This window comes from Yoonia sp. R2-816, assembly GCF_046762905.1.
Classification (GTDB): Bacteria; Pseudomonadota; Alphaproteobacteria; order Rhodobacterales; family Rhodobacteraceae; genus Yoonia.
The window spans coordinates 1-11,691 of the sequence record NZ_JBKQXN010000104.1 but is presented as its reverse complement, the minus strand read 5'-3'; the positions used below and the strand labels follow the sequence as shown (position 1 = coordinate 11,691).

11 protein-coding genes are annotated in these 11,691 nt (G+C 58.2%); 3 read left to right on the top strand and 8 right to left on the bottom strand.

Translation table 11 applies throughout. The features are described from left to right. Positions 1 to 167 precede the first annotated feature (167 nt). From ACFWW2_RS01905 to ACFWW2_RS01890, 4 genes are all read right to left on the bottom strand, one after another. Positions 168 to 1,457, bottom strand: a complete 1,290-nt coding sequence (locus tag ACFWW2_RS01905; protein WP_393925670.1) for an ATP-binding protein — start codon at positions 1,455 to 1,457, stop codon at positions 168 to 170. A gap of 88 nt (positions 1,458 to 1,545) precedes the next feature. Next, positions 1,546 to 2,148, bottom strand: coding sequence for an SMC-Scp complex subunit ScpB (gene scpB, locus ACFWW2_RS01900; RefSeq protein WP_393925669.1), 603 nt, complete (start codon positions 2,146 to 2,148; stop codon positions 1,546 to 1,548). 2 nt (positions 2,149 to 2,150) lie between these two features. After that, a complete protein-coding gene (locus ACFWW2_RS01895; RefSeq protein ID WP_393925668.1) occupies positions 2,151 to 3,047 on the bottom strand; it encodes a DUF1403 family protein in 897 nt (298 codons plus the stop codon). 135 nt (positions 3,048 to 3,182) lie between these two features. Then, complete coding sequence (locus ACFWW2_RS01890; protein WP_393925667.1) at positions 3,183 to 3,914, bottom strand: DnaA N-terminal domain-containing protein; 732 nt, start codon at positions 3,912 to 3,914, stop codon at positions 3,183 to 3,185. Positions 3,915 to 4,285: 371 nt separating this feature from the next. Here ACFWW2_RS01890 and ACFWW2_RS01885 point away from each other — a divergent pair, with 371 nt between their 5' ends. Next, a complete protein-coding gene (locus ACFWW2_RS01885; protein WP_393925666.1) occupies positions 4,286 to 5,596 on the top strand; it encodes an AAA family ATPase in 1,311 nt (436 codons plus the stop codon). Beyond that, positions 5,593 to 6,663: a ParB/RepB/Spo0J family partition protein gene (locus ACFWW2_RS01880; RefSeq protein ID WP_393925665.1), complete on the top strand. Its 1,071-nt coding sequence runs from the start codon at positions 5,593 to 5,595 to the stop codon at positions 6,661 to 6,663. Before ACFWW2_RS01885 ends, ACFWW2_RS01880 begins: the two co-directional genes overlap by 4 nt. A gap of 99 nt (positions 6,664 to 6,762) precedes the next feature. Here ACFWW2_RS01880 and ACFWW2_RS01875 read toward each other — a convergent pair whose 3' ends face one another. After that, positions 6,763 to 7,818: a tyrosine-type recombinase/integrase gene (locus ACFWW2_RS01875; protein ID WP_393925664.1), complete on the bottom strand. Its 1,056-nt coding sequence runs from the start codon at positions 7,816 to 7,818 to the stop codon at positions 6,763 to 6,765. Positions 7,819 to 7,942: 124 nt separating this feature from the next. On the opposite strand from ACFWW2_RS01875, the gene ACFWW2_RS01870 reads away from it, so the two are divergent. Continuing rightward, positions 7,943 to 9,028: a helix-turn-helix domain-containing protein gene (locus ACFWW2_RS01870; RefSeq protein ID WP_393925663.1), complete on the top strand. Its 1,086-nt coding sequence runs from the start codon at positions 7,943 to 7,945 to the stop codon at positions 9,026 to 9,028. Between the two features lie 191 nt (positions 9,029 to 9,219). On the opposite strand, the gene ACFWW2_RS01865 is transcribed toward ACFWW2_RS01870, so the two are convergent. The 3 genes from ACFWW2_RS01865 to ACFWW2_RS01855 form a co-directional block, all read right to left on the bottom strand. After that, positions 9,220 to 9,342: a hypothetical protein gene (locus ACFWW2_RS01865; protein WP_393925662.1), complete on the bottom strand. Its 123-nt coding sequence runs from the start codon at positions 9,340 to 9,342 to the stop codon at positions 9,220 to 9,222. Positions 9,343 to 9,373: 31 nt separating this feature from the next. Further along, entirely contained in the window at positions 9,374 to 9,925 is a 552-nt protein-coding gene (locus ACFWW2_RS01860) for an EscU/YscU/HrcU family type III secretion system export apparatus switch protein (protein ID WP_393925661.1), read from the bottom strand. Between the two features lie 137 nt (positions 9,926 to 10,062). After that, positions 10,063 to 11,226 carry an ATP-binding protein gene (locus ACFWW2_RS01855; protein ID WP_393925671.1) on the bottom strand — a complete coding sequence of 388 codons (1,164 nt, stop codon included), beginning with the start codon at positions 11,224 to 11,226 and terminating at the stop codon, positions 10,063 to 10,065. Between the last annotated feature and the right edge of the window lie 465 nt (positions 11,227 to 11,691).

Genomic DNA, 11,691 nt, shown 5'->3' with positions numbered 1-11,691 from the left:
CCTCTGTCATGGGAACCTCCTGTCATCAGATTGAGAAACCCCAATCGTCAGACAGGTCATCAAGATCGCAAAATACGCGCAGTCAGCATGGGTTCATTACGCCAGAAACAAGCGCCATTGCCGCGATAGCGGCTTCGTCCTTACGCCGTCTCTACCGGCGGGGGTGCTTAGCTCAAGTCCACTGGAGTCCACAGCGAGCTGAGCGGTAGAGCGAAGTTTCCGTCTCCAAAAGTGAGCTTCTCCTGCCCCAGATAGAACACGAGACTGTTGGCGCTTCGCCCTTTGCCTGGCCCATCGGCTGCAAACCATTTCAGGTGTTTGAAATCATCGGCCGAAACAGTTGCCGCTGCCTTGACCTCAACCCCGACAAGCCGGTGTCCTCCGTCAATCAAAACGTCAATCTCTCGCCGATCCGCGCTGCGCCAGTGATAGAGCCGGTAATCCTCATCTTGCATCGGCAATGCACGTTGCAACTCACCAACGACGAAGCTCTCCAAGAGGCCACCCAGTGCTTCCGGAGCATTGCCTATCTCAAACGATCTCTCGTTCAATCGACGCAGTGCCGTGACGATGCCGGTGTCGACGAAGTGGAATTTCGGCTGCTTGATATCTCGCTTACCCTCGCCTGGCATCCAGGCACTCAGTTTGCTCACCATCGAAAGGCGCATGAGAATGTCGAGGTACTGATCAACCGTCTCGCGTTTTAGCTTAGCGAGTTTGGACAGTTCCGATGTGTTGATCTCCTGCGCCGTCCGGGCGGCCATTTGGTCAATCAAGAAGCGCAGCGCGTCAGGTTTACGAATGGGCATTATGTCGGCCACGTCTCGGTCGACCACGGCGTCGACGTAGTCTCGATATTGGCGTTGCCTCGACCGTAGGGGAAGTGTGCGGGTTTCCGGGAATCCGCCTGCAAGTATGAGATCGATACATACCTTTCGATCCATTGGCGCCGGGTCTGCGATCTGTGTCAGCGATGGCGCGTCCTGCATCGCCCAGTCGATCAACCGGCTCACGGGTGACCGGATGGTCTCGGAGACAGATAAAGGCCAGAGCTTGAGGGTTCGCATTCTGCCGGCCAAAGAGTCTGCAACTTCTGCGGTCGTAAAGACGTTGGAAGAGCCCGTCAGGACAAACTGGCCCTTCCGGCGATTGCTATCCACAATTTTCTTGATGGCAAGCGCGAGCTTTGGTGATCTTTGTGCCTCATCGATGATGAGCGGCGCGATCCCTTGATCTTCCGCAAGGCTTGTCAGCTGACCTTCGGGGTCTGCATCCATGGCCGCCAGAACCGCAGCATCATCCAGTGTCACGAAACGACCTTCACTGAACAGATCGCGGACAAGTGTCGTCTTACCGACTTGCCTAGGTCCGACCAGGTTCACAACCCGTGCCGATGCCAGCGCATCTCGCAACTCCGACGTCAGATGGCGCGGCAAATATTCTTCTGTGTCGGTCATTTCACAAGATGCCTATTACAAGCCCCACGAAATGTCCACTATATGTCACACCATTTGTCCGATATATATTTCACCAAATGACCGTCACCTACCTCGCCACGCTATCTCCAAGCCCCGCGTCAGCGAGGGCCTCACGGTCTGGCAGATCCTGTAGCGATCGGAGATCGAAAGCGACGAGGAACTTCTCAGTCGTCACATAGGTATAGGGCGCGCCACGTCGCGGTGACCGAGGACCGGTTACAATGAGGTCCTGCGCATGGAGCCGCCCGATCACGTCACGGCTGATCTCCTTGCCAAAGATGTCCTTCAGGCCGTCGCGCGTGATCGGCTGGTGATAGGCAATGGCGCCCAGTACGGCGACCTCGGATTCTCGCAAATCAAGTTCCTGCGCGCCAACATCAGCTGCCGCGCGGATGGCCGGCGCATATGCGACCCGGGTGCGCATCATCCAACCACCTGCCACCTGTACGATCTCAAAGGCCCGGCCTGCTTGATCCGCGATCAGATCCTCGATGAGCAGATCAACTGAGGCCCCCTGACCCACGACCTTCGCCAAATCATCGCGCGGCACAGGCGACGCGCTGGCGAACAGTACCGCCTCAATCCGCCGCATCCATTCCCGCCAACGGAGGTTTTGCGGCAAATCTTCCAACTCACGATCGAGTTCGGCATCGACTTTGGTCTTTGCCATGCTCAAAGCCCGTACAGCCGGAACGTATCCCGGCCAGTGAGTTCGCGTGCCACGCCCAGCTCCACCAACCGATCACAAAACCGGCGGCGGCCGCGATCCGATTGCAGCGAAGTCAGCATCGTCGGTGCGACGGCATCTTGCGACAGAAACAGGGCTACCGCGTCTTCCGATCCCTTTGCCCGCAGCTTGGGTGCCGCGTCCTGCAACTTGGCTACACGGCGCGTCAGGTCCGCGGCTTCGCGCAGGGTTTCAACAACACCCGCAGAGACCGCTCTATGGCAAGTCAGGCGAAGATCATCGCCCATCAACTTAAAGTCTGCACGTTTGAATTTCAGGGTCACCAGCGGGACGAGTTCCGCCCATCCCAGAGATTGAGACAAGGTTGCATCTGCTAACAACAACGCTGTTGAGATCGCCCTCGGACGATCCCGCAGCACGGCTTCCAACACAGCAGCCGCGCGACCAATCAGGCCGCCCTGCCCTGTGCCACGAGACGCTGGCGCATCCAACCACTCAGCAATCTGCGCGGCTTCGACCTCGAGCAAAGCACGATGTAACGCGCCAATGCTGATCTTCCGTTCAACACCCCGACGCCACGAAAGATAGACCTCACCCGATGGCCCTGGATTGTCGCCCGGCTGTAAAAATGCCAGAGCATCCCGCAACTCCCGTGCCCGTTCGACCCGACCGATATGCGTGACACAGGCCTCTGCCGCCCGCAGCGCCAAACGCGCACGCAGCAAGGGTTTGGGGACACTGGGATGGGTCAACACAAGATACAGATGGCTGAGCGCTCCGCCCGACAAAAACGCCACATCGTCAAGGGTTTCGGCATGCCCAGAGGTGACCCAGGAGGGCAATCGCGGTAGGGTATCGATGCTGTCAGCGGCATAGGTCATCCTACAACACTATCCCACGACGGCGCTTTCCGCTACAATATAGTGTTCAAACCGCCTCACCCTGCGGGTCTTTTCTATGTCCAATAAGTTTGCATTATCGGACTAAAGATGGCTAGTCGTTCAGTGTCGGAAAGTTTAGGTGCTTTTATTTCCTGCTCCGGACAATACACAGACATCAATACGCCTGCGTGGACCTAGTGTTGCCTCGACGGCCTCCGCGACAATTGTGATCAGATGGGTCTGTACATAATGGGCAACAAATTGGTTCCGCGCCGACAGCACCAGCGTCTCTTGATCATCGCTCTCAAAGGTCAGACGTGCTATCCAGTTGCGGTAATGCGCAGGGTGCAGCTCTTGCATACGCTGGCAGGCTGCGCGCCAGGTGTGTAGGTCCTTTGCGGACAGAGGATCCACCGCATCGGGCGCTGTCGTCTTGCTCCGAAAATCGACCGCAACCACTTTGGCGTTTCTGAACGGATGCGTCTCTGTCATGCGTTCATGAAAGTCCGGTCCGACATTTTGCCAGAAAGGCGCAGACATGCAGTAAATCTCGGGATAGTTCAGACGATAGGCCCCTACCCTGCCCCGCACGCCCTGGCGCTTGCAAATGACCAGCTGTTTCTCCAGCCAGTATTTGATCTCGCGTTTCACAGTGCGCTCGGTCACGTTCCACATTCTCGCTAGATCACGTTGGCCGACGCAAAACTCATCCAGACGCCAGTTGTACCGCGCCGTGATGAGCAGGACCAAACGCGAGATAGAAATTTGGTGACGGGCATCACGATGCAGGCCTGAAACGGACAACGCTGTTAGTAAGTCATATTTGAGAGAGCTGGCTTTTATGCCAACCAACCGTTTCGCATCCATGATGACATCTCACTGTCTTGCCTCAAGTGCCGGCTCTTGTCGCCGATTCTGCTTATGCTCTAGCAAGACACGAATTCCCGTTTTCTGTCAACAAGCGACTAAAAACGAGAAATATATCGAAAATCAATCTATTGATATGAAATAAGGTTATATGGTTAAGGGGGACACCTATAATGTCACCGTATTCTGCAGTTCATGTCACCCTATTCTGTAAATCGCCGATTTCATGTCACCAAATATAGCAGAAATCAGCCGTAATTCCGTCTTATAGGCAGTGCAATCGGCAAAAACGGGATTTTTGGAATTTGCGTTTTGCAGTTTCCCTCAAATCCCGTTATTCACGACTTATAGGTAAAAAACAAGAGCACACCATGAGAACACATTCCGACCTGCAAGCGATGAACGAACGCAGCCTGACACAACAAGCCGCCGTGCGCCGCGCGACATTCTCGCCGGGCGAGGTGAAAACCCTCCGCCCCTTTTCGATCTGGGAAATCAGCCAGTTCATGTTCGACGTGCCCGCTGACACGCTGCGCAAGAAACTGGCAGACGATCCCTCTCTGCCGCAGGGTGAAACCGAAGATGACGGGCGCCAGCGCTGGTTCACCCTTGACGAAATCAACGAGCTGCGCCGCCGGATCAAGTTCCGCGGCAAATCCCTGCTGCCACGACGGCCTAGGGGACGCGCGGTGCGTGTCGCCGTCAGCAATTTCAAAGGCGGCGTCGGCAAAACTGTCGTGGCCCAGCATCTGGCAAATGCCGCAGCACTCGATGGCTATCGCGTCTTGTGCATCGACTTTGATCCGCAGGCCACGCTGACCCATTCGATGGGCATCGTAGAGGTCAAGGAATGGAACACCGTCTGGGGGATCATGTGCCGCGATCTGTGCCGCGAGGCCGACAGGATCACCGACAGCTATGATGACCCCGACGATTGCCCCTACCCGTCGGCCAACGAGCTGCCCGAAGATGTGCAGTCGATTGGTGCGCAGCGGTTTCAGGACTTTATCCAGCCGACATGCTGGCCGACCATCGATATCATCCCATCCTGCGCCAACGCTGCCTTTGTGGAATTTGCCAGCGCGCAATACCGCAGCCTGCACAAAGCCTGGAGCTTTTTCGGCTGCGTTGCCCGCTACCTCGATGAATTACCCGACGACCAGTATGACCTGATCATCTTTGATTGCCCGCCGGCGATTGGCTATCAGTCGCTGAACGCGGCCTTTGCATCCGACATACTGTATATCCCGTCCGGTCCGGGCTACTGGGAATACGACAGCACCACCAGCTATCTGGGGCAGCTTGGGGATGCGATGGCCGATATCTCGGATGGGTTCAGCGCGCTGGCCGAAGATGCCGGGCTGACATTGCCCAAATCATTCATGGACGTGCGTCTGCTGATGACACGGTTCGAGGCCAACAACCCGCTGCACAACGCAATGATGGAGGCATTTCGCAACGTCTTTGGCGCCGATGTCTGCCTGAACCCCATTGAGATGACGCGCGCCGTCGAACAGTCGGGGCGTTTCCAGATGAGCGTTTACGAACAGGACTATCGGCAGATGACCCGGGAAACCTGGAAGCGGGCAAGGCAAAGCTTCGACAGGGCCTATAACGAATTCAAAACGACTGTGCTGAAATCTTGGGAGCAGGAAAGCGCGAAATCGGAGGCAGCAGAATGACAACGAAAAACAAATTCGGATTTGGGCCACTGGATGCACCCGCAACTCCCAAACCGCGCGAGCGCAGTGTCGGGCCGATGGGGGCCGCTGTGCGCGACGCCGCCGAAAGCCTTCAGGAAACAACTGAAGCCAAGGTCGAGCTGCGCCGCCAGAATGCCAGCGATGCCAAGGAATATCGCGCCGCTCAGCAAGAGGGCCGTGTGTTGTCTTCGGTGCCGTTGGCGGATGTGCAAACCACGGACCTGCCGCGCGACAGGCTTGACCTCGAAGCGGTGGCCGCATCGACCGAGATGGATGAGCTCAAGGCATCGATCAGAGAACGCGGCCAGAAAGAGCCAGTCGAACTCTACCGCGATGCCGCCGGGCGGTTGCAGCTGAAAAAAGGCTGGCGGAGATTCACGGCACTGTCCCAGCTGTTTGCGGAGACCGGCGACGACAGCTTTGCTACGGTCATCGCGCGGATCGAGGTGGGCGAGGGCGACAGGCTGGCGCGTTATATCGACATGGTCGAGGAAAACGTCGTGCGCGAAGATCTCAGCTTTGCCGAGATGGCACAGGTGGCGATCTTTGCGGCGCAGGATGAAGACACCGACGAGGTTGATCCTGACGCGATGGTGCTGCGGCTTTATGGGGCGCTGCACAAGGTCAAGCGGTCCTATATCCGCAGCTTTGTGTTTCTGCTCAGCGCGCTTGAGGGTGATCTGAAATGGCCGAAAGCCGTGCCGCGTAATCTTGGTGTCGATGTGGCGCGCGCGCTGAAATCGGTTGGGAGCGCGGCAAAGCTGCGCGCCGCTTTACGTACCTGCGCAAACGAAGAAGAGCAGGCGGCGGTGCTGACAAGGTTCCTTGACGCCAAGCCAGAGAGCGCCAGCATACCAAAGCCAGCCGAGCGCAAGGAAAAGCGCGAATTCCATGTTGGCGATATGAAGGTCACGGCCCGCAAGGGCGAATGCCGCATTGTGGGCGATGATGATTTTGCTAGTATGCCAAAGGCGCAATTAGAGCACGCGGTCGAGGCATTTCAGCGGGCCTTGCGCGATGGAAACCCACGGGTCACGACGCTTTGATGGGCGGAGGTTACCCACGGGTAACCTCAGGCGCGATACCAAAAGGGCGGTTACCCGTGGGTAACCGCCCTTTTGTCGTTCCGCACACCGGCTCATCCATTAGCCCAACAAATCCGTTGCGGGGTTCTCGGTGATCTCGACATCGTCGTAGTACTGCTGCGCTTGCGCGAGCGACCGATGCAGCGACAGGCGCATGGCGGCCTGTATCGGTGTACCGTCCAGCGCGGCCTGCGTGAGAAAACCAGAGCGCAGGCCATGCGGGGTGGCAAAGCCTTTGGGGAACCCGGCCATGTCCATACGCTTTTGCACAATCTGGTAAATCCCGTCCGGTGACAGCCGGCGATCAAGCGGGTTGTCATTCCGGGTGATGGGGCGGAAGAGAGGGCCTGCGTCGATCCTGCCCATCTCGATCCAGAAGGCGAGCGCCTGGGCCGCGCGCCCTTTCAGGACCAGCCGCGGCGTCTTGCCCTTAGCGGTGGTCTTTGTGCCCACCAGGTCGATCCAGATGATCCCATCCGTGGCGTAATCCTTCAGGTCGACATCCTGCCGCATCAGCCCCGTAATCTCGGACCGGCGACGGCCACCCGAGGCCCAGCCCAGCATCAGCACCGCTCGGTCCCTGATCCCGCGCAGGGAGTGGTCGCAGGTGGCCAGCACGGCCTCCAGCACCTCGCGTGTGATCGGGTTGGCGGATTTGGGTGCCTTGGGCTTCGCGGCGGCCCGGCGCGCCTTGGCGCGGGTCTGGCGGAGCAGGGGGGCGTCGAACGGGCTGGCCAGGTTCTTCATCCGGTGAAACGCGCGCCAGGACGCAATGCGGCGGTCCAGCGTCGACGGGGCAGGGCAGGCGAGCGTCTTGCGCAGGCCTTGGGCGATCAGAGCCTCAGCGACGGTCAGTGCGGGGTCTGCCGGGTTGACGTTCTCAAGGCTGCGGCTGTGGTCGAGAATGAAGCGCAGGGCTACAGTCTCGCTCTCAGGCCAGCTGAGTGGCGCGTCGAAGGCCGCCTGTTTCCAGGCGGTGATGTAGATCAGATCCCGCTCATAGGCGCGCAAGGTATTGGGCGGCGTGCCACGGATATGAAGATCAGTCAATGCGTCCTGATCCGCGTCCGAGAGGGCAGGGGGCATGATTGTGGACAGTGGTTGTGGCGTCGACATTGGCCATGTTTTGGCGGTTTCAGGCGTCAAAATCAAGAGACATGATAACTGCAACTTATCATGTATAATAACTAACATAGAAGATCACTTGGGTGATGTGCAAAATAATGCTAGAATGCACATTATGCATAATCCCCGCAAAAATTCTTTCCTCGAAGATGAAAGCCCGCAATCTGCCGATCTGGACCTTTTCGATCCGGACCCGGTGGTAGAGGACGATCTGTGGTTTTTGCCTGGGCCGGATCATGCGGTGTTGCAGGCGCATGATCTGCCGGGGCCGCGCGCGGATCAAACGCCGCTGGTGGATGTGGATGTCTGGATGGCGGCCGAGGCAACGTTGGCGCGTCCCTTGGGAGATCTGGCATTGCGTGTGGGGACGCTGACCGCACGGCTGCAAGCGGGACCTGTAGGGTGGCGCCACCGGCTGGCGCTGACCGAAGCGGCTGATCTGAGCTGGCTCGCGGGGGATCGGGTGCCGCGTGACCGGCTGGCGCTTTGGCTGACCTTTCGTCTGGCAGGCGATCACGAAGATGCGCAGGCCCTGGGAAGGGCCGGTTGGGCTGCGCGGCGCCTGCAGGGCGGATTGGCTCCGCAAGACGATCTCGCCGCGTTTCTGGGACGGCAATCCGAAGAGACTGGATTGGAGGACCAGATCGCCGACTGGCAAGACGTGATGGGGCAGGCGGCGGACATGCATCCTCTGACCCGTGCGGCGTTGGGATTCCACCTGTGGCCCATTGTGGAGGTGTCGGCGGGGCACGCGATGGGCGGGGCTGCGCCTTTACCGTTGATGGAGGCGGCGGTGGTTGCGGCCCGATATGCGATGCAGGGGGGCAATGCGGCGTTGTTCCTGCCGCTCGCCTTGGGTGGGGCAGGGGGCCTGCGTGCGGGTGGTGCGGCGCAGGATCGTTTGCAGCGCTGGATCGCGGGCGCCGATCACGCGACCCGCGCAGCACTGCGGCTGCTGGATGAGATCGCGGAGTGGGATGCGCGCGCCACCAAGGTCTGTGCGGGATTATCGGGGCGCACCCCGCCACAACTAATCCGGCTCTTGCGGGACTGGCCGTTGATCAGCGCCCCGATGGCCGAAGCCGAAACCGGGGCCAGTCGCGCCGCGATCCAGCGCAACCTCAACTGGATGACCAAAGCCGGGATCATCCGCGAAGTCACGGGGCAGGGTAGGTACCGGTTCTGGACGGGAGTCATGTGAGGGTGCAAAGCCAAGCGACAATCAGAGGTCCTTGCTTGTTTCACCAAGGGTTTAGATCGCGCAGCAACCGAAGAGATTGAATCTATGCCAGACCCGCTTCTCGCAATCAAGGGATTAATGATATTCATTTTTTGTTCCTAGCGTGTTTTTGACCTACTCGACCAATCAGACGCTGATGCATGCGACTGGATTCATAGTTTGGTCAACTGATGACGCTTCTTCAGCGAGGTGTTGGACTTACATTTGTGCTCTGCCGAGCCGAAGCCCCAGCGCGAAAACATCTGCCGCAGGGCCAGCGCAATGTCATTGAACATAGCCGCATCAATCGTATCGCTAGGCGATTTCCTAAGGCATGACGCCGCAATGGCAGGATGTACCAGTTCTGGCAATCCGCGCTCGCGGGTGTTTTGGCGCAATGATGCCATGCCTTCGGGTGTCTTGGATTTGGCGGTCACACGGGGCAACGGCGCCATTTGTGGATGGTACCGTATGGTGACGACGCCTTCTCTCCTGCCGGACTTTAGGGGTTCCGGATTGTTCCTTGCGTTCGCGCTTGACTTCGCTGGCGGTCATCCGCTGTTTGAACAAAAACAAGGCCCGTTGCACGATCATGTCAATTCCTGCGGCGAGCATAAAAATAACCATTGCCCCAACCAGATAAAGCCAGGCCAGCGGTTCCAACACATGCCCGCTGCAACCAATCGTGCATCCCCTCGCCCCGTTCTTAGAGAGAGGCAATCCCGCGCCGCATTTAGTCAGGCGGTATTCAATCCGCGGATGAGAGCGTGACAACACTCGGTTCGGCCGACCGTCTCCAGCGCCTGTACCGGCTACATATTTTGACCATTTCGCGCCAGCGGGGTAATCTCGTTGTGTCGCCAAGATCAAAACACTCATGAGAGAGTGTCATTTCGCCCCCTCCCGCAAACTACCCCAAAGATGCCACAGGGAAATTGGCAAAGTCCTCGAAACTGAACAAGAGAAGAAAACCCTTTGACCTCGTGCGTCTCGCAGCGGGAAGAACAAGCGCTGCGCTAGAGTGCCCTCAACAGACCAATTCCCTGTTCGAGGGGCATTGCCCGGATGTCTTCGGCCACCGGGACATCACGCGCTCCGGCGTAGATCAGCAGCTTCCGGTTGGCCTTGACGTCTTTTGCGCCGGTGTGGAACCCACGAGAAACCTTCGGCGCGGTCGTGCGTTTGATCTCGACGGCCCAGATGTCGCCGCCGGGCAAGCGAAGGACCAAATCAAGCTCAGCGCCGGCAGAGGTGCGATAGAAGAAGGGTTCGGTACCGGCGGGCGCCGCGGCAAGAAGGGTCTCGATGCAGAACCCCTCCCAACTGCCGCCGACGACAGGGTGGCCGAGCAAGCCTTCGGTCGTACCAATACTCAACAGCGCATGCACGATCCCGCTGTCCCGCACATAAACCTTTGGCGATTTCACCAGTCGCTTGCCGACATTCTCGTGCCAAGGCTGCAGCCGTCGTACCAGCATGAGATCGACGAGCAGGTCGAGATAACGACCGATGGTTTGGCCCGACACACCGAGCCCTTCAGCAAGGGCGGCAGCATTCAGCAGGCCGCCTTGTACATGCGCCAGCATGGTCCAGAAGCGCCGCAACGTTGCGGCCGGAATACGCGGCCCGAGGGCAGGAATGTCACGTTCTAGATAGGTGCGCAGGAAATCCAGGCGCCAGTCCATGCTTGCCTGATCGCTCCCAGCCAAGAAACTGTCAGGAAAGCCACCTCGCAGCCAGAGCGTATTCAACTGATCAGCCCCCACCTCGGTCAGTCGCAGAGGGGGCATTTCGATATACCGGACACGCCCGGCGAGGGATTCTGCCGATTGTTGCAAGAGGACATTTGAGGCTGAACCTAAGAGCAAAAACTGTCCCGTCCGAAACCCGGCCCGCCTGCGCTGATCGATCTGACCACGCAGGTTCTTGAAAAGGCCAGGCATCTGCTGCACCTCGTCGAGGATCACGAGTTTTCCCGCCTGTTCATCCAGATAGAGATCTGGTTCGTTCAGGATCTGCCTGTCCGCCTCACGTTCAAGATCAAGGTACACTGATGGTTGCGCCGAAGCGATCTCGAGAGCAAGCGTGGTTTTCCCAACTTGCCGGGGGCCGAGGAGGACTACAGCGGATTGGGTCTCCAGCGCGGATTGCACAAGTTGATGCGTTTGGCGTCTATACATACCTTGCAATTACTCCATCCGGTGGAAGATTTGCAAGGTTAATGATTTCGAGTTCAAGGCTACGACCCAATTTGAGATTTCGCCTAAAGTGACAAGCAGGCTTTGCGCACAAGTTCACCCCAACAAAAAGGGGCGCTCCGTCCGCTCCAATGGCGTTATAACCGATGGCGGCGGCCAGCTTGTGCGCAAGCGGGGTGCGTAAGCACCATTGAGTTACCCCCGGCAATTAGCTCGACAATGAACTCGATTATTGAAGGTCAAACTCGAGATTGATTCGACCCCTTTGATCCTTGATATCAGTGTTGTCGAAGTCGATGCGGTTGATTGAACCGCCCCGGTTTTACCGGAGAGTACAACACTCAAAGGATGAGCCCTATGACGAAGAGACGATTCACCCCCGCCTATCCGGCTGAACTGCGCGAACGCGGTGTTCGGCTGTTTCGAGAGAACCGAGCAGATTACACC

Coding starts and splice junctions, on each gene's coding strand:
- ACFWW2_RS01905 (WP_393925670.1), bottom strand. CDS start 1,457: ATGACCGACACAGAAGAATATTTGCCGCGCCATCTGACGTCGGAGTTG.
- scpB (WP_393925669.1), bottom strand. CDS start 2,148: ATGGCAAAGACCAAAGTCGATGCCGAACTCGATCGTGAGTTGGAAGAT.
- ACFWW2_RS01895 (WP_393925668.1), bottom strand. CDS start 3,047: ATGACCTATGCCGCTGACAGCATCGATACCCTACCGCGATTGCCCTCC.
- ACFWW2_RS01890 (WP_393925667.1), bottom strand. CDS start 3,914: ATGGATGCGAAACGGTTGGTTGGCATAAAAGCCAGCTCTCTCAAATAT.
- ACFWW2_RS01885 (WP_393925666.1), top strand. CDS start 4,286: ATGAGAACACATTCCGACCTGCAAGCGATGAACGAACGCAGCCTGACA.
- ACFWW2_RS01880 (WP_393925665.1), top strand. CDS start 5,593: ATGACAACGAAAAACAAATTCGGATTTGGGCCACTGGATGCACCCGCA.
- ACFWW2_RS01875 (WP_393925664.1), bottom strand. CDS start 7,818: ATGTCGACGCCACAACCACTGTCCACAATCATGCCCCCTGCCCTCTCG.
- ACFWW2_RS01870 (WP_393925663.1), top strand. CDS start 7,943: ATGCATAATCCCCGCAAAAATTCTTTCCTCGAAGATGAAAGCCCGCAA.
- ACFWW2_RS01865 (WP_393925662.1), bottom strand. CDS start 9,342: ATGTTCAATGACATTGCGCTGGCCCTGCGGCAGATGTTTTCGCGCTGG.
- ACFWW2_RS01860 (WP_393925661.1), bottom strand. CDS start 9,925: ATGAGTGTTTTGATCTTGGCGACACAACGAGATTACCCCGCTGGCGCG.
- ACFWW2_RS01855 (WP_393925671.1), bottom strand. CDS start 11,226: ATGTATAGACGCCAAACGCATCAACTTGTGCAATCCGCGCTGGAGACC.